The sequence below is a fragment of the Paenibacillus sp. FJAT-26967 genome (genome assembly GCF_001541095.1).
Lineage (GTDB): Bacteria > Bacillota > Bacilli > Paenibacillales > NBRC-103111 > Paenibacillus_F.
In genome coordinates, this window is record NZ_LMXH01000002.1 from 544,572 (window position 1) to 562,094 (window position 17,523).

General features: G+C 50.1%; 17 protein-coding genes and 1 riboswitch. Of the genes, 14 read left to right on the top strand and 3 right to left on the bottom strand.

Annotation, left to right across the window (positions count from 1 at the left end):
• Positions 1-146: 146 nt before the first annotated feature.
• The 4 genes from AR333_RS12400 to AR333_RS12415 all read left to right on the top strand — a co-directional run bounded on the left by AR333_RS12400 (position 147) and on the right by AR333_RS12415 (position 2,860).
• The gene (locus AR333_RS12400; RefSeq protein WP_068775664.1) at positions 147-899 is read left to right on the top strand and encodes an SDR family NAD(P)-dependent oxidoreductase; all 753 of its coding nucleotides are present in this window, start codon (positions 147-149) and stop codon (positions 897-899) included.
• 438 nt (positions 900-1,337) lie between these two features.
• Positions 1,338-1,616, top strand: coding sequence for a DUF1294 domain-containing protein (locus AR333_RS12405; protein ID WP_156430891.1), 279 nt, complete (start codon positions 1,338-1,340; stop codon positions 1,614-1,616).
• Between the two features lie 512 nt (positions 1,617-2,128).
• Positions 2,129-2,374 (top strand): hypothetical protein, encoded by a 246-nt coding sequence (locus tag AR333_RS12410; RefSeq protein ID WP_068775665.1) that lies wholly within the window; start codon positions 2,129-2,131, stop codon positions 2,372-2,374.
• A 96-nt stretch (positions 2,375-2,470) separates the two neighbouring features.
• On the top strand, positions 2,471-2,860 hold the full coding sequence (locus AR333_RS12415) for a hypothetical protein (protein ID WP_068775666.1): 390 nt from the start codon (positions 2,471-2,473) through the stop codon (positions 2,858-2,860).
• A 150-nt stretch (positions 2,861-3,010) separates the two neighbouring features.
• Here AR333_RS12415 and AR333_RS12420 read toward each other — a convergent pair whose 3' ends face one another.
• Entirely contained in the window at positions 3,011-4,060 is a 1,050-nt protein-coding gene (locus AR333_RS12420; protein ID WP_156430892.1) for an aromatic acid exporter family protein, read from the bottom strand.
• Positions 4,061-4,265: 205 nt separating this feature from the next.
• On the opposite strand from AR333_RS12420, the gene AR333_RS12425 reads away from it, so the two are divergent.
• Entirely contained in the window at positions 4,266-4,985 is a 720-nt protein-coding gene (locus tag AR333_RS12425) for a hypothetical protein (protein WP_068775667.1), read from the top strand.
• A 79-nt stretch (positions 4,986-5,064) separates the two neighbouring features.
• Complete coding sequence (locus tag AR333_RS12430) at positions 5,065-7,431, top strand: YcdB/YcdC domain-containing protein (protein WP_068775668.1); 2,367 nt, start codon at positions 5,065-5,067, stop codon at positions 7,429-7,431.
• Between the two features lie 162 nt (positions 7,432-7,593).
• Here AR333_RS12430 and AR333_RS12435 read toward each other — a convergent pair whose 3' ends face one another.
• Positions 7,594-8,664: an acyltransferase family protein gene (locus AR333_RS12435; protein WP_068775669.1), complete on the bottom strand. Its 1,071-nt coding sequence runs from the start codon at positions 8,662-8,664 to the stop codon at positions 7,594-7,596.
• 659 nt (positions 8,665-9,323) lie between these two features.
• Here AR333_RS12435 and AR333_RS12440 point away from each other — a divergent pair.
• From AR333_RS12440 to AR333_RS12470, 7 genes are all read left to right on the top strand, one after another.
• Positions 9,324-9,530, top strand: a complete 207-nt coding sequence (locus AR333_RS12440; protein WP_216638974.1) for a hypothetical protein — start codon at positions 9,324-9,326, stop codon at positions 9,528-9,530.
• A 91-nt stretch (positions 9,531-9,621) separates the two neighbouring features.
• A complete protein-coding gene (locus tag AR333_RS12445) occupies positions 9,622-10,161 on the top strand; it encodes a DoxX family protein (protein ID WP_068775671.1) in 540 nt (179 codons plus the stop codon).
• A gap of 247 nt (positions 10,162-10,408) precedes the next feature.
• Positions 10,409-10,541: riboswitch (cyclic di-AMP (ydaO/yuaA leader) on the top strand.
• Between the two features lie 180 nt (positions 10,542-10,721).
• On the top strand, positions 10,722-11,177 hold the full coding sequence (locus AR333_RS12450; RefSeq protein WP_068775672.1) for a hypothetical protein: 456 nt from the start codon (positions 10,722-10,724) through the stop codon (positions 11,175-11,177).
• Between the two features lie 86 nt (positions 11,178-11,263).
• Positions 11,264-12,226 (top strand): L-lactate dehydrogenase, encoded by a 963-nt coding sequence (locus AR333_RS12455; protein WP_068775673.1) that lies wholly within the window; start codon positions 11,264-11,266, stop codon positions 12,224-12,226.
• Between the two features lie 201 nt (positions 12,227-12,427).
• Positions 12,428-13,204, top strand: coding sequence for a DeoR/GlpR family DNA-binding transcription regulator (locus tag AR333_RS12460; RefSeq protein WP_068775674.1), 777 nt, complete (start codon positions 12,428-12,430; stop codon positions 13,202-13,204).
• The gene (locus AR333_RS12465) at positions 13,197-14,018 is read left to right on the top strand and encodes a Cof-type HAD-IIB family hydrolase (RefSeq protein WP_068775675.1); all 822 of its coding nucleotides are present in this window, start codon (positions 13,197-13,199) and stop codon (positions 14,016-14,018) included. Before AR333_RS12460 ends, AR333_RS12465 begins: the two co-directional genes overlap by 8 nt.
• Before the next feature lie 420 nt (positions 14,019-14,438).
• Entirely contained in the window at positions 14,439-14,930 is a 492-nt protein-coding gene (locus AR333_RS12470) for a cysteine dioxygenase family protein (protein ID WP_068775676.1), read from the top strand.
• Positions 14,931-15,027: 97 nt separating this feature from the next.
• Here the strand turns inward: AR333_RS12470 and AR333_RS12475 are convergent, their stop codons facing one another.
• On the bottom strand, positions 15,028-15,897 hold the full coding sequence (locus AR333_RS12475) for a cation diffusion facilitator family transporter (protein WP_068775677.1): 870 nt from the start codon (positions 15,895-15,897) through the stop codon (positions 15,028-15,030).
• 304 nt (positions 15,898-16,201) lie between these two features.
• Here AR333_RS12475 and AR333_RS12480 point away from each other — a divergent pair, with 304 nt between their 5' ends.
• Positions 16,202-17,431: a YCF48-related protein gene (locus AR333_RS12480; protein WP_068775678.1), complete on the top strand. Its 1,230-nt coding sequence runs from the start codon at positions 16,202-16,204 to the stop codon at positions 17,429-17,431.
• Positions 17,432-17,523 lie beyond the last annotated feature (92 nt).

Genomic DNA, 17,523 nt, shown 5'->3' on the forward strand with positions numbered 1-17,523 from the left:
TCGCTCTGTCTATTTCTTTAATTTAATTGAGTGTACAGAAGAAATATAGCCGTCGTTCAAGTCTGAGGTATAACTGTAAAATACTTCGTTAGTAAAGACTAACAGAGCTCTTTTCCTAATTGTAAAATTATTGGAGGTCTGCACAGATGAATAATTCCCAATTCACCAAATCCGTTATCATTACGGGGGCCGCTAACGGAATCGGCCGCACACTGGCCCGACGTTACGCGGAAAGCGGCGCCAAGGTTATACTCGCGGACACAGACGAACCGCGGGGAGAAGACAACGTCCGTACGATCCGCGAAGCCGGCGGCGAAGCGCTCTTCGTCCGGACGGACATGAGCCGGCCGGAGGAGATCGTCCGGCTCATCGCTCAGGCTGTGAAGGCCTATGGCCCGATCGGCAGCCTGATCAACAACGCCGGCGTTTCCGTATGGAAGACGCCGTATGAACTCTCCGTGGAGGAGTGGGACCATGTCCTCCATACGAATCTGCGCGGCACCTTCTTGTGCGCGCGCGAAGCGGCGAAGCGGATGCGGGTCAGCGGGGGCGGCAGCATCGTCAACATCGCGTCTACGCGGTCGATGATGTCCGAGCCTTCTTCGGAAGCGTACGCCGCTTCCAAAGGCGGCATTGCCGCGCTGACGCATGCGTTGGCCGTTTCCTTCGGCCGTGACCGCATCCGCGTGAACTGCATCTCCCCCGGTTGGATCGAGACGGGGGAGTATGAAGCTCTCCGGCAGGCGGATCACGATCAGCATCCTGCCGGAAGAGTCGGTACGCCCGATGATATCGTGCGGGCATGCTTCTACCTGACGGACCCGGCCAATGATTTCGTGACCGGGACGGATCTGGTCATCGATGGCGGGATGACCCGCAAGATGATTTACGAAGAATAATCAGAAGGATTTTGAATAAAGGAAAACCTTTGTGGAAAGCCAGCAAAACGAATAAAGGATATACAACAAACCCAGTCCCTTGCCGGTACTGGGTTTGTTGTATATGGGAGCTAAGTGTACGTGAGATGAGCATGGACACCAAGAATATGCAGCAGAAGCCAAGATTTAAAAATTGCCGAGAGAGGTGATCCCTTCATACGTTATTTTGCCAGAAAATTAATAGGAATGGTTGTGGTTGTTATTTCTCTTCCGGCCGTTACGGTTTATAGTCCATGGGAGCCGGTTAAAGACTGTATCAGGTATTGGTGAAGGGAATCTGGAATGGATAATCGGTATTCAGCAAACATCGGAGTCTGCCGCTATACCGGTCTTCGCTTTTTGGCAAGAACCCATGTAAAATAAAAGAGAAGGTTCTACTTATTCTTTTGAATCAAAGAGGTGTTGATCATTCGCATCATAATTCTATACCTGGTGGTTGTGAATGTCATTGCTTACGTGATGATGGGTTCTGACAAACGCAAAGCCAAAACCGGAGGCTGGCGGATTCCGGAGAAAAGATTGTTCGGGCTGGCTCTGATCGGCGGATCAGCGGGTGTTTGGACGGGCATGTATATTTACCGCCATAAGACGCAGCACCTTAGTTTTCGAATCGGAATCCCATTTCTTTTGCTTGTAAATATTGTTTTATTTGCAAAATTTATCATTTATGTGCGTTGATGTGATTCATATTGGTGGCAAATAGGTTAAATAATTGCGGATGTTTGAAGAAAATATCCAATTGGTATGTTAAAATTAGAAAATACATAAGCGAAACACTGAGACGTCACCCTGGATACATACAAGCGGCTTTATCAAAATTTCGCCTCGTGCCAAAATGGCCACTTCTAAGGGCCATCCGGAAGCAGGGAATGGATAGGGGGGAGAGCAAGCTTTTCAAAAATTGTTCGTAAGCATGCTCAGAATAGTTGGGCTGAAACAGTCATCCGTCCATACAAGCCCGCAGACCGGCAGATTTACTGTACACCAGTCGTTATCGTCACAGAAACCGGTGAGATCTATCTCCTTGACTTACGGGCCGCACCATCTTAGGATGGAAAGATCGCTATCCGATTCCTGCATACGGATGGCTCTATGTTGTGGAAGTATCTGGCTGCAAGCGCGTGCTGCTGAAGACGTTTCAACCTAATTGCTGAATTTGCAATCTTTTTTAATGACCGGAGGAGATCGTAATGAACCATACCTTTCTGATCGTCAAAGTGGCGGGACAGGAACAATTACATACGGTAATCCGAGCCCTTAAAGAACTATCGCGTCCTCCTCTTGTCACTTGGAAATCAGATGAAAAAAGGAACCGTTCCCATCTTATTCTGCGGGGGGACCTGGCATATTTAACGGAAGTCAAACTTTTGCTGGGCAATTTGATGTTTGCCAAAAGCATTGAGATGAATTTTCAGCTTCTGAAGGTAGCTTCCTGAACGTTGTGCGTAAAGAGGCTTATCACTTCTCGGGTTGCCCGGTTCTGTATGCTGTGCTAATGTGGACATACATCCAATGACCGGGAGGACACGGCTATGAATCCTGATTTTATCGCAATTAAGCTTACGGATGGCGAGTTGAAATATTCTCACAAGAAGAGCGATCTTGGTCTGACGGTGACCACGAAAGAATTTATTATACAGAAACCTCATATCAACTATTACATTTCTCTGGACGCGATTCAATCGATGGTCCCTTATCAGGCACAGGGGCGTGCCGTAAGAATGGCGACGAGTAAGGGAGCCGCCAGTGAAGTGGCGGTTATGTCTCCGGGCGTTCAACATTACCGCATTGTCGTTCGTGAAACGACTGTGCACAACCGGAGCGGGATTTTCCACATGACTGGTTCTGAATTCATTATGCCGCTTACGAACGAAATGCTGATGATGATCTCCAAGTATAGTGGATTACATGCGGTACAATAACGGATTATAATTAAATACGCGCAAGTACTGAAGAGAACCCCGCCAGATGCCGTTAAGCCGGCATCTGGCGGGGTTCTCTGGTTGCTGGAGCATGTAACATGAGAGTGCAGGCGGCGCCTGCACTCTCTGTTTATTGTATGCAGGAAGCGGTCAGCTCTTATCCTTCTCCTTATCCTTCTCGTCAAGCCCCTTATAATATTGCTCCACGAGCTTATCCAGCCGGACAATCTGGTGGCCGTAATCATAAATGCCGGAGGCAACGACGAGCAGCCGGTGAAGATCGCGGGTAGAACTTGAAGCATCCGTAATAGTCAGGAGAAACTTGTCGTTTTTCTGGTCCATAGCTTCAAGTCTTTCGTACGATTCATTTTTAAACTTCTTCTCGAATTTCATCAGCACATATTCGTGATACTGCGTAAGCGCCTCTAAATGCTCGTCTACAAAGGCGTTCATGTTTGCTTTACTCGTTGCTTGGAAATAATGTTCTTCAACGAGCTGTAGAATATCGAGCCCCTTGCGGAGCGTATGCAGCATTTGCTTGTATACCACCAGACGGCGGGATGCCCGGTATTTGAGGCGCTTGAGCTTCTTCTGTTCCTCTTCGAACAGCTTGTACTTCTCCTCAAGCCGGAACAAAGAGCCGATCAGTTCATCTTTTGTTTCTTGAAAGACGGATTCCTTCATTTCATTGGAGATGACCGTTCGCTGCAGAGGGGATATTTTGTTGAACACCCCATGAACTTCCTCCATGAATTTCTTCTGCCAATTAGGCGGGAAAAAGACAATATTAATGATAAAGGCCGAACCGACTCCGAGCGAGGTCAGCAGAAACCGGTTTACAGCGAACCACCAATGTCCGCCGGAAGCATCCATGACGGCGATAACGGTGACGAGGGTCAGACCTATATTCGCTTCCATTTTCATCTTGAGGCAAATCATAATGGCAAGGATACACACGATTCCGATTGCGATCGGGTGCTTGGAGAAGAAAGTACCTGCAACAAGCGCCAGAGCTGCGCCGAGTGTGTTGGTCTGAAGCTGGTCGAGAAAATATCTCCATGACCGGTAAATAGAGGGCTGCAGGGCAAAAATAGCGGCGACCGCAGCTATAACGGGGGCTGTCGTATGAAGCAGTGTACTGAGGTACAAGGCTAACGTGACGGCCATACCCGTTTTTAACATTCTGGCTCCGAACGTCACAAAACAAAGCTCCCTTCTGAGTGGTTCAAGATGACGAACTCATTATCGCATTGCGGCCTGCGCCTAGTCAATTGTCAAGCGAAACGCTGTTTCCAGATAAACGGAGACATAATAAATATGGGACTCAGGAAAAATCAGGTTAGTTTCACATACCCCACAGATCGGTTATTGAAAAAGGATGTACGCATAAGCTGGGAGGCGTATTATGGAACTGTTACTTATTCTTGTTTATTTGGTCATCGTCCTGCTTGTTATTGAAATTTCGGCGGTTCTGATGATGCTCACCGGATTAGACCGTGCTATATCGAGATTTCAGGTAACCTCTATGCTTACCGGCACAGGTTTTACCACCCAAGAATCCGAGCTTATACTCCGGCATCCGGTCCGGCGCAGAATCGGCATTTTTCTCATTCTGTTCGGTGTATTTTCACTTGCCGTTATCATTACGCTGATGTCTAATCTGCTTGAAAAGAGATTCCGCTTACCGGAACTTCTTATTATTACGACTATTCTCGGGATTCTCCTGGCAGTGATTCGGCTTAAACCAGTTCATAAAAAGCTGCAGGACCGTTTTCACGCCCCGCTGGATGAAGAAGACGGGGTGGAAGAACTGCCGGTTAACGAACTGCTTTATAATGACGACGATGATTGGATTATTGATATTCCGGTCTATGAAGGATCCGAATATGTTCATTGTCCCATTCACAAAATAAGTACATGGGAAGAGGACATCAATCTGCTATTCGTACAGCGGGGAACGCTTAGAATCCGCTACAAGGATAAAGAAACGGATACTCATATTGAAGCAGGGGATGTTCTGTATGTATACGGAGACAAGAAGCAAATCTCAGAGAAATTTCCGGACGAACTTGAGTACAGGCATCAAAACAGGTCGGATGAAAGCAAAACGCTGTCTCTCTTGTAACGATATCGCAACCTTTTCGTCATCCAAGCGTTAATAAATATGGGTAAATCTAACATTTGGATGAAAAGAGGAATCACCTATGAAGAAGTTGCTTCAATCAAGCTTTCGCAAAGCGGGATTGCTGACCGTGACCGGCTCGTTAGGAGTCGGTCTTTTGCTGCCTGCGGAGACAATTCGGGCTCAGTCGGACTCCGTCCCTGCCGCCGCATATGGGAAGGAGAAGATGAAGGCGGCTGGAGGCGAGGGGAGCGCCAGTCAAGCCGTGAAGAACGCGAACAGTCCGGAGCTTCAGACACAAGTGAAGATAACGAAAGATCAGGTGATCGCCCGACTAAGGGAACTGTTCCCGGCTTTGAACAAAGCGGAGGTTGTCAGAGCGGAACTGGGAACGACCGCGGACAGCTTCCCTCCCGAACCGGGACCCATCTGGTCCATTCAATGGGAAGTGAAAGACGGAAATTCTTCATCAGGCTTCTCCAGCCGCGTGGATGCAAGCAGCGGTGATATCTTATCTCTCAGCATTCCGGGCGGCCGTTACTCCGAGTCGGGTGAACCTTATTATCCGGGCAAAATCACGGAGCAAGAGGCAGCGGAAAAAGCAGTTGCTTTTATTAAAAAAGCTGTGCCCTCCTTACAAACATCTGAGCTTGTGGCTGCCGATGAGGAGATCTACAGGTATCAGCAGCCTTTATTCGGACCGGTGCTTTATTCTTTTACCTATCACAAAAAAGTGAACGGGATTCAAACTGATAATGAGAGTATAGCGGTTCAAGTAAACGGAAACGGTGAAATCCTTTCTTTTCATAACAATTTTACACCCGATAGTTTTTATCCGTCTGCTAAGCCTGCCATTACCAAAGAACAAGCAGCCGGCAAATACAAGGAAGATGCGGATGTCGATCTGAGATACACACTGCTTCGCAAAACCGGAGGCAAGGAGGAATGGATTCTCGCCTATTCGCCGATAGGGGCATACAGAGATCTGGATGCTCAAACCGGTCAATACATACAGCAAGAGCCTTCCTACGGGGGCGCACACATAGATTACACGGCTATACCAGAGGAACTCCGTACCTTTAAGCCGCTTGCAGGAGGCAAGCTGAGCGCTTTGGAAGCAGCGGCTCTGGTGGAGGCGCTTGGCGTGATCAAGGAAGAGAAGAAGCTGATGCAGAAAACAGAGATCGATCAATGGCAAGGGCAAAAGCGGGAGGTCTGGAGTCTGGGCTGGGGGAATGAGCAATCCGGCGGAATGGGTTTAATAACGGCCGTTGTGGATGCTAAGACGGGGCAGATTCTTGAGGTAAGCAATGGGCGGTTCCTTTTTGATTCCAATTATACAATGCCGCGCACCATCTCTAATGACCAAGCCCGGGACAAAGCTCTGAAACTATTCGGTGCGGTAGTGCCCCGGGCACAGGACTGGAAGCTGATCGATAGGAAGAACATAGCGCCGGATACGGAAGGCAACGATAAGAATAAGCCGTTTACGTTTACTTTTCAAAAATTTTACCGCAATATTCCGGTCGGCAATCAGACCACAACCATTACGCTCGCCGGTGACGGAAGTTTCTACAGTATGGAATCTTCTTATGAATCGATAGACGAAGAGGTACTGAACAAGCTTAAACCTGCTTCCATAAGCAGAGAAGAGGCAGTAGTCAAATTAAACCAGGCAACAGGAGTCGAGCTGGGCTATTCGGTCATAGGCGGGTATTATACGAATAGCTATTATGTTCCCAAAGAAGCCAAACTTGTCTACCGGCAGACCTACGCCAAGAACGGGGACCGTGATTATGTGCTGGATGCCTCTACAGGCAAGTTACGTGCCCAAGCCGTCTTCGAGAAATTGCCGTCCAAACCGTCTGAAGCGGCAGACCTTGCGGGTCATTGGGCGGAGAAGGAACTAAGTACGCTTGTGAAACACGGGGTGCTGATTCCCGATGAGAACGGCAAACTGAACCCGGATGCCAGTATCACGTACGGGGAGTGGCTGAATATGTTTGTCCGCGGAGTCAATCCTATGCGGGAGTATTACAGGGAGAACACGGGCGCGGATGTTCTCTTTGCCGATGTTAAGAAAGACAGCCCTTACTACTATGCAGTGAATACCCTAATCGATATGAAAAGGCTAAAAGCGGATGAGCAGGTACTTCTCGGAGTGGACACTCCTCTATTGCGTGAATACCTTGCCAAGATTCTCATCCAGCAGCTCCGCTATGATAAACTGGCGGGATTGCTGAATAGCTCTGCTGCCGAATTGGAAGCAGACGATGCAGCCTGGGTGACCCATAAAAGCGAAGCTTATCTGGCGATGGAGCTTGGCCTGATGGAGAAGACAGACGGTAAATTCCGTCCGAGAGACCGGGTGAGCAAAGCGGAGGCGGCCGTAATCTTTATGCGGCTTGTATCTATACAAGGAAAATTAGATCAGCCGGTCGGCTATTAAGTGACAGAGCGGGAAGTCCCGCCTGCGAGGAACGTGTAAAGCCCGGATCATCAGGAACGGCCTGATGATCCGGGCTTTACGTTTGGTGAGAGCATGCGCATTACAGGATCGGCATAGCATACAAGTGACGATCAGCGGAAGTCGCGGTCCGTCCCTGCCGGGCTAGTATGTACCGCGTGCACGGCGTTCACGCGGCTGCAGGTGCATCCAGCGGAGCAGCCGGCCCGCGTCCGGCTCGATGACCGGCCGCATGGCGGCCGCAAGCTTGCCGCTCGAGAGGACGGCAACGATGCCGGCTGCCGCAAGGGCAGCTGCGAAGATGGCCGCCGCCGTGACGGCTCCGCCCGCATGCAGCCGCTCGGTCAGCAGCCCCAGCAGCCCGGCTGCCGCCAGCAGCTTAATCGCCGCGCCATGGAGCAGAAAGACGTAGACCGTCCGTCCACCCAGGACGGTTACACGGCTTTCTGTACGCGGCAGCAGCTGCAGGAAGGCGGCCGAAGCGGCGGCCTGGGCGGCGTAGAAGGCGAGCCGCATAGCGGCTCCCGCGTACGCGGGCACGCCGAGATCGGCGTAAGCGGTGCCGCCTGCGAGCCACTCTGCGGCGGCTTCTGCGCCCGCCGCCTGCCAGAGCACCGGCAGCGCAAGCAGCAGCAGCGCGGCCCCGGCCTTCAGCAGGCGCCGGACAGCTGCCGGCTGCGGAGCCTTGCCGCCTTCCCGCCAGTAATAGCCGGCGAGGAAGAACGGGAAGAACACGAGCATGCGGGTGATCCCCATCCATGCTCCGGCATCAGCCGGCAAGCAGCCGGCGGCCACGCCGAGCAGCACTGCGGCGGCAATCGGGTGCTTCAGCTTGCGGAAGGGGACGAGCAGCAGCTTCCATCCCAAATGCGCCGTCAGGAACCACAGCATCCAGTAGGGCAGCCAGAACGAATGCTCCATGCCGGGTGTTTTCAGCCAGAACAGGTCCAGGAGCGAGTATACTGTCTGGAAGAAGAGATATTGAAGACCGATGCGCAGCAGTCCGGCCGCCGCGTCTGGGGTTTCCCAGAATTTTTTGGTGAAGAAGCCGGTAACGAGTACGAATACAGGAAGATGGAACGTAAAGATTCCCGCAACAAGTGCTTGTGCCGCATCCGGCAGTCCGGGAAGAGCGGTGAGCAGGTTAACCAGAACTACAAGCAGAATCAGGAAAAAGCGGACATTCGTGAAATAGACGGCGTGCGGGTTTCTCATGGTTGTTCATCTCGCTTTACTTATAGTAGAAGAGCAGGGGCAACTAGCAGTACATCTTGCAAAAAGTTGGTTTTTCTGCGCGAATGTGAATCCTTCAATAAGTTATATATTTGCGCCTGACGAACCGGTTCAGTTCAATAATTAAAAGAAATAATGATTTCTTATAAGACAAAGTATAGACCTCTGGTAAATTCAACCTTGTGATATATTTCACATTTAATGATATTGAAAGGGATTTCAATATGGCCATATCTTGAACATGATGCAGATCACATGCGTGACAGGCATCACACCTATGAGAGGGGTCACAGGTTTTTTTTGTAAGTGTGATTAATATCACATACACATTATTACCCCCATCGTATACTGAAATCAGAAAGAGACAGCACACAACGAAAGAAGGTGAAGGAGCCATGAATGAGACAACTCAACCGCAAGGAGAACCAAGAAGATGTCCTGAATGCGGGTCCGGATCAGATGTGAAAAAGACAGCCGAGATCCATTGGATTTGTGAGGATTGCAGGTTGAAGCCTTACTTCACCGGGACGGCGGGCTCCGACAGCCGATCTTGACAGCCGTCCTGGCGGATTCCGCTAAAGTTCCTTTTTTACAGCTAATTATGTGAAAATATTCACAATATCAATAGACGAGAGGAAGAGATGATCATGATGCTCCTCAAGCTTCAAAATACAGCCCCGACCCTTTGCCGGACATGCACTCGCGAAATTCATCAGCACCCCGAAGGCTACAGGGACCTCTGCTTTGATTGTGTGCAGGAAGCTATAACCGGTCAGGAGATTGCCGCTGCGAACGATCATGTACAGGGAATGGCTGAATGCGGATTGACCGAAGCTTACTGGCTTTAATTGCACGAACTGCTTTTCATAGTAATGACAACTGCTAACCCAATCATTAAACCAATAAATGAGCTCTCGACATCGAAAGGGGAACATTCACATGTTAAACTGGTTAAGAACAAACGTATATGCCGCAGGTCTTGCATTAATCCTTCGTTTATATCTTGGATATGCTTGGCTGACAGGGGGATGGGGTAAGATTACAGGCGGATTTGATGCAACAGGATTCCTTAAGAATGCGACAGCTAAGCCTGTTATGGATAAAGCGACTAATGAGCTGGTTTACCCGACCTTCACTGCTTTTATCGAAAACTTTGCCCTACCGAATGCTAAAATCATCAACTTTGCCATTCCATTCGGTGAATTTCTGGTAGGTCTGGGACTTATTCTCGGGGCATTGACTACCACGGCTGTCTTCTTCGGATTATTGATGAACTTCATGTTCATGTTTGCCGGAACGGTTAGCACGAATCCTTGGATGATTCTCCTGGGTGTGGTGGTTCTGGCAGCAGGCGCCAATGCCGGTAAATTCGGAGCTGACTATTACATCCTTCCTTACCTTCGCAAAATGCTTCACTTCCGCAATCACGACAAGGACGCACCTACGATAGGCGGAGGCAAGACACACGCACACTTCTAAACATTCCTTCCTAAAGAAGGTAACGAAGACCCCGGGAAACCGGGGTTTTTGGTTTATAGTCTCGGGATTTCGCGTAAACTTAAGAAAAGGAGAGGATTTTAGAGATAATCAGGGAGATGATCTCTATGTTTAGGCTTTCATGGCAGAAAACAGACTCTCGTAAACTCGGTCAGTTATTTACAGGTCTTGGCGGCAGAGTTAATATACACACAAGACCGTCAGAACCAACTTATTCGTTCAACTTCTTCATAGATTCACGCTTAATTCTCGTTAGAGAAGCGGGGGAACCATTCATGGGGTGAATCGGAAGCATGGCTTCCGTAGGGGACTCTCAGACCCGAATCCGTCAGCTAACCTCGTCAGCGTTATTGGGAGAACGATCCTCGTCCGGCTTGTTTGCCATGCATCTTTATTTGGATGCGGGCCTATTAGCGGGTACGTGCGGCCCGAAGCTCCCCATAGTGCGTCTTGACGCGCCGGGTGGAGCTTTTTTTTGATGGCTCAGGTTGTGGTTACGGGTCCCGCCTACTAAACAACCTGCAAGGAGTGAACGTACAGTTATGGAGGAACGAATTACGGGTATACAACTATTTGAGGTCCATGCACCCTGCTCTATTCACTATAGCAAAGAATTCAAGGAGAACTGCAGATACGGACTGCTTAAACTGACTGCAAACGGAGTAAGCGGATGGGGAGAATGTATCATGGCCATGGATGACAAACATTTTGATATCCTCAAATGGTCGAAATTTCTGTACCGGCTCAAAAATCTGACACTCCTTGAAGCGATGAATACCGTAAAGCTGAACAGGGCGATGTGGGGGACGGTCAGAGCGGAATTAGTCGAAATGGCTGTGCTGGACATCATCGTAAGTTCACAGCGCATGCCGCTTACGGACCCTCTACTTAAGGCTAATCGTGAAGCTGCCGTTTCAGGGGAGTTCGCCGGTCCTATATTCCAGCCTGATATATCGACATTAATGGAGGAGTGCAGCGCTTATTTTGTCGTCTTATAGAAAGGGACGAATTGCTTTTGAAGCGGCCATGGCCTACAATTAATACCAGATTTGTTTATAATAATTTCCAGATTCTCTAAAAGGAGATGAGCATAGTGTCTATTAGCGAAAGAGTAAGCAACGAAAGCGGCAAAAAAACTCGAATTGTAGTAATCGGTACGGGAGCGGTAGGTTCTACGACGGCTTATACATTGCTGCTGCGCGAACGGATGTCAGAGCTTGTCCTGATTGATTATAACCAGGCCAAAGCCAAAGGCGACGCCCTTGATATGAATCACGGGCTTCCTTTTACAGGAAAAGTGGATGTGTGGGCAGGGGATTATTCGGATTGTGCAGGGGCCGATATTATTATCATAAGTGCGGGAGTCGCCCAGAAGCAGGGCGAGACGCGTTTGGACTTGCTTAAGCGCAACGTGGATATTTTTAATCACATTGTTGAAGAAGTCATGAAGTATAACGATACAGGAATTCTGCTGGTGGCCACGAATCCGGTAGATATAATGTCCTATTTCACTTGGAAAAAATCCGGCTGGCCGTCTAACCGCATTATCGGGTCAGGAACCTTGCTGGATAGTGCCCGTTTCCGCTATCTCATCGGTGAGAAGCTGGACGTAGATCCTCGCAGCATTCATGCTTCGATTATCGGGGAGCATGGTGATTCAGAGGTGCCGCTGTGGAGCCTGGCGAACTTTGCAGGACTGCCGCTGGAGCTGAATGAGGACGATAAGAAGGAGATCTTCGAGAATACGCGCGATGCAGCCTATCAGATTATTGAAGCTAAAGGTTCCACCTATTATGCGATTGCCTTAGCGCTGGACCGGATCTGTACCGCTATCCTTCGTGACGAAGGTGCGGTGCTTAACGTTTCTACGCTTATTTCGAGCTATCATAACATGTCGGATATTTATCTGGGCGTACCGTGTATCGTAGACCGTACGGGTGTACGTGAAATTATTACACTTCCTTTGACGGCCGAAGAAGAGAATCAGCTGCAGAAATCGGGAAACAAGATCCGTGAAATGATCGAATCCATCTCCGAACGATTATAAATCGGTTCTGCGGGTTATAGCTTGAATGACTTATCCGGAATACTTACTTGCCTTATAATGACCGTAAAAAGGAGAACCAGCTGCGGCTGAAGTTCTCTTTTTTGCGTATTAATTGACTAATTGGCTTACAATAGCTTATAATTACTTATAAATAAGCAAGTCATTGTGCTTGGTGTATCTGCAAGGAGAGGGGCGGAGAAGATGTATCAGGAAGAACGAATGGAAGCCATTATGGCTTACTTGCGTGAGCACCGCCGTGTGGAGGTTCGCGAAATATGCGAGTTGTATCATGTATCGAGAGACACGGCCAGACGGGATCTGGTCCGGATGGAGGAACTCGGCTGGCTGGTCAGAACCCGCGGAGGTGCGATACTTCCCACCCTCCATAAGGATGTGGGCGTATACAAGACACGGCTTCAGACATCGTCAAGCGAGAAGAAAATGATCGGACGGGCGGCTGCCGGACTTATCCGGGACGGCCATTATTTATTCCTGGACACTTCAACGACGGTGCTGACGCTGGCAGAGCAAATGACAGGCTGTAACAATGTGATTGTGACCAATTCAATCGACATTGCGGATCGGCTTACGGATAAAGAAAGCGTGCAGGTTTATCTGCTTGGCGGACAGCTCGAACGCGAGCACCGCTATTTGTGCGGGTCCGCGACTTTGGCACAGCTATCCGAATATTATGCGGATACATTGTTCCTGGGCGCCTGCGGCATTACGGCCGATGGCTTGACTTATCCGCACGATGAAGACGGGGCGGTCAAGCGCGAAATGATCCGGCGGGCGGACCGTGTTATTGTCCTGGCGGATCATACCAAATTCGGCAAGCGGATGTTTTACAAGGTAGCTAGTCTGGACGATGTAGACATTGTCGTCACGGACCGGGCACCGGAGGAGGATATGCTACAACTGCTTGAGCGCCACAGTGTAGAGCTGATTATTGTACGGGAGGAAGAACAGCATGATTAAACTGATCGTTACCGACCTCGATGGTACATTAATGAATCATCATAGACAAGTTGCCGATTCGGATGCTGCTAAATTGCGGGAGGCCGCCAGTCAGGGAATTAAGCTGTGTATGGCATCGGGCCGTATGTACCCGGATATGAAGAAAGTAATGGAGGAGATTGCAATACCGGCGTATGGAATCTCTCAGAACGGCGCGGCTGTATACACGCTGGAATCGGAGAAGCTGGCATCCTCCAGCTTCCCGCCGGAGCTTGCTGGGCTTCTCTACGATACGGTTCGTTTACGTGAATTCGTGGCCTTCATATGCTGCTCGGATGAGTCTATCCGGCTTCCCGCAAGCACGAAGCAGTCGGCGCCCTACGAAGCCCGGCAAATGAGTCCAGTGCTCATTAACGCGGATATTGACCGGCAGATCGCTGCGGGATCTCTTGGAGTGTGCAAGTTCTCGCTTTTCGGGCCGATCGGTGAGCTTGAGGCCCTGCAGGAGGAACTGCATACGAAGTTCGAAGGGCATGTAGAGGCCGTAGTCTCTGACCGTGACTGTTTGGATCTGATGCCTTCAGGCGTTTCCAAAGGTACAGGTCTCACTATACTGCTCGAGCACCTGGGCTTGCGGCCGGAAGAAGCCGTTTGCATCGGCGATTCTTTCAACGATTTGCCGATGTTCGCTGTTACTCCGCACAGCTATGTTATGCAGCACAGTCATGACGACGTCAAAGCGGGCGCTAGTCGCGCGGCAGGTTCTGTCGCGGAAGCGGTGGAGCATGCGCTTGGGCTCAACCGCCAAGAGAAGCAGCAGCTTCACCGCGTTTGATCAACGGCGGAATATTGTGCGCGTATGCGTGACGGCAGCCTGAGTGCCTGGCTTGCGAAGCGTTCAGTTGCACCGCTGAACCGGTGTGTCTGACGTTCGTAAGCCGGGCCGAAGCGGGGAGCGTCATCCTCCGCCTGGTGCGTTGTAAGACCGGCGGCGGAGCGTTATCCTCCATGAAAGGCAGACAAAGACCCGGAAGGTATTCTTCCGGGTCTTTGATTTAGGTTCTGTACGAAACTACGATTCGTGTAATACAAAAAGGGATCGCCGCCGCATATCAAATAAAACGCGATCCTCATAATTGCAATTTTTCAATCTTTCTCCCTGCACGGGAACCAAACAATCACATGGCCCATACTCTGTATCAAATCCCTTTATCGAATGGATAAGAACAGCTGATAAACAGGAGGCATACACTGTATGGAAATCACAGGCTGTATCCGTGAAACATTCGCCGCTATCAAACGACCTACTTTAAATGAACTCAGAATCGCATTGGAATCCTTACCGCTGGAGAAAGATATGTCGGCCTTATGCGATGCCGCACCCGGACACCTGCCTTACGGGAGGCAGGTCCTTTGCCGGACGGATGAGGTGGAGGTTATCGCGATCCATATTCCCGCCGGAAGCCAGACAGCTATCCACGACCACGGACAATCGGCAGGGTGCGCCAGAATTATAGAAGGAAATCTGCTGAATGTGTGGTACGAATTAGACCGGTCCGGTTATCCCGAACCTTTTATGGCAGCAGCTTTGACTGAGGGAGAATATATGTATGCGCCCAGAGGTCAAATCCATCAGATGCGTAATGAAGGAGAAAGCCGTGTGGTTAGTCTGCATGTGTATGCACCTCCCCTGTCCGGCACCACAAGCTATCGGCCCTATCTGGAAGTGCTGGATTTCGTTATCTGACTGCCGGGCTCTGCTTTCACTTCCATTTAAAAAACCGTCCCGCTGCATGATCGGGACGGTTTCTTATGAACAAATTCGTATCCGCCCTAAGTCTGATCTAGGAACTCGAAGGCTCGATATGAACGTGGACATGCCCCACCTTGTGCTTATTAAACATCCGCTTCTCCACATGCTCCGCAATATCGTGGCTTTCCGCAACATTTAAGCGGTGGTCCACAACAATGACGACATCCACAAGCACCTGATTGCCATGAACACGTGCTCTGAGGTCTTCAATGGATTCGACACCGGGCGTCTCGGCTACCGTGTTCTTGAACGATTCCAGTTTGGTATCGTCAAATCCGTCCGTAAGTGCATGGGAGGCATCAATAAAAATACCCCAGGCCGTCTTGCAGATCAGGATAGCGACAAGCAGAGCGGTACAAGGATCCAGCCACGGCAGACCCATTTGCGCACCGAGTATTCCAGCGAATGCGGCTAGACTTACATAAGCATCGGAACGATTGTCATAAGCGGCGGCTGTTAACGCTTTGTTGTTGATTTTTCGTGCCAGACGGATATTGTAAAGGTAGACGCCGTACATAACGGCTGCACAAGCAAGGGCTGTCCATGCGGCGATCATATCCGGCGTCTCAATCACCGGTGCGCCGAAGGACCTGACCGCTCCAATAAATACTTGTATGCCGACGGCAAACATAATGAAGGATGCGACGAGTGCGGCGACTGTTTCTGCACGGAAATGACCATAGGGATGGTCCTTGTCGGGGGGCCTTCTGGATATGCGTAAGCCGATTAATACGGCTATAGATGCGACAAGATCCGTTGTGTTGTTTAACCCGTCCGCTGTCAGCGCACTTGAGCCGGCGGTGTAGCCGATCCATAATTTGAGCGCGGACAGCGCGATATAAGCGATAATCGACGTCCAGGCGCCTCGCTCGCCTTCTTTAAGTTCGTTATAAGCTTCCAATCCGTCTTCCTCCAAGTGCAGCAGTATTCGGTGAATTCTATCGTAACGGACAGAACCCGTGTGGGTCTAGAGAAACAGTGTTGACCTTTTCCCGAAAACATGGAGAGGGTATAAGAAGTTGGGGAGAGACAACTTTCTTAGTATGGGGCGTTTTGCCGGATTATAGCCGCCTGAAGACGGATAAGGTGGAAGCTGCCGGCAAAATTCATTACAATAAGAAAAGAAAGAAGCCCGGATGCGCTTGGAAATGACATGGCAGAAACGCCGGAAGCGTCCGGTTGAACGCACGGCAGGAGGTACAAACATGAGAAGCAGAACTATTCTAATCTTAACCAGCCTCATACTGGCAGGTATGCTGTTTGGATGCACGGATACAGAGAGGCAGGCGGTTCCGACCCTGACACCGCCGCCGAGCCAGACTCCAACTCCGCCGCCGAGTACTTCACCCGGCGTCGATACGAAGAAAGAAACACCGTCGGAATTCCAAATCCAGACCCGATTGCTGGATTTTCATCTGATTGACGAAAGAAACGGCTACGCATGGGGGGTGACCAAGGAAGCGCTGCGCATGTACCGGACGGAGGACGGCGGCCAGAGCTGGCAGAATGTATCCCCGCCCACAGCGAATGATTTCAAGTTCGCCCCCGGTTACGGCCAGTCCGTCTCTTTTCTGGATAAGCAGCGGGGCTGGGTAGTACGCAGTGACCTTGATAATAAACACGCGACGATCTTTCATACGGAGGACGGCGGCGCGAGTTGGAAAGCTGCCGAGCTGGGGGAAGGGATGAACCCGGTCGTGCTTGATTTCCGGACGCCGCAAAGCGGCTGGCTGCTCAGTATAGCGGACCCGCAGCAAGCCGATTCGGGTCATATCCTCTATGCTACTTCCAATGCAGGCACTACCTGGCGGCGTATAGCGGACTCATCGCTTCCGCAGGGGGGGACAGTCACCGGAATGACGTTCCAGAATGATAAGAACGGCTGGTTATCCATGGAAGTTAAAGGACAGCCGAAGCTCTACCGGACGGATGACGGAGGAATGAGCTGGAACGCCGGTCAAGTCCTGGATGAGAACAAACAAATGCAGGCTTGTGAGGTCGTAGACGTTCTGCAGCCGGTGTTCTTCGGAACGGATCGTTCCAATGGCTGGATTCCGCTGACTTGCCCGAACAGTGATACCGATCAATTCCATGGCTTGTTTACGGAAGACGGAGGGGCAAGCTGGACGTATACGCCTTTTAAAATCCGGACGGAGAAAGCTTCCAACGCGTTTACTCTTCCGTTTTTTCTGAACGATACGAACGGCTGGTATTTGAATAAGAATCTGGTTTATCATTCTTCTGACAAAGGTTTGACATGGACGCCTCTTAACGAGGATAAAATTTTATCGAAGACGTGGAGTAAATATCCGCAACTGACCCAAATGCAGTTTATTTCGGAGAACGTAGGCTGGATTCTGCTGGAAACCAAAGATCAGAAACGCTCGGTTCTCGTCCAGACCAAAGATGGCGGCAAATCGTGGTCTGTTCTCTGATAGATATACATGCAGTTGGATCTCTTCTTCTCAACAAAGAGTCAGTGCCTGCCTGATCTTCGGGTTGTTTTGTTTGACTCCCTGCCGATCAA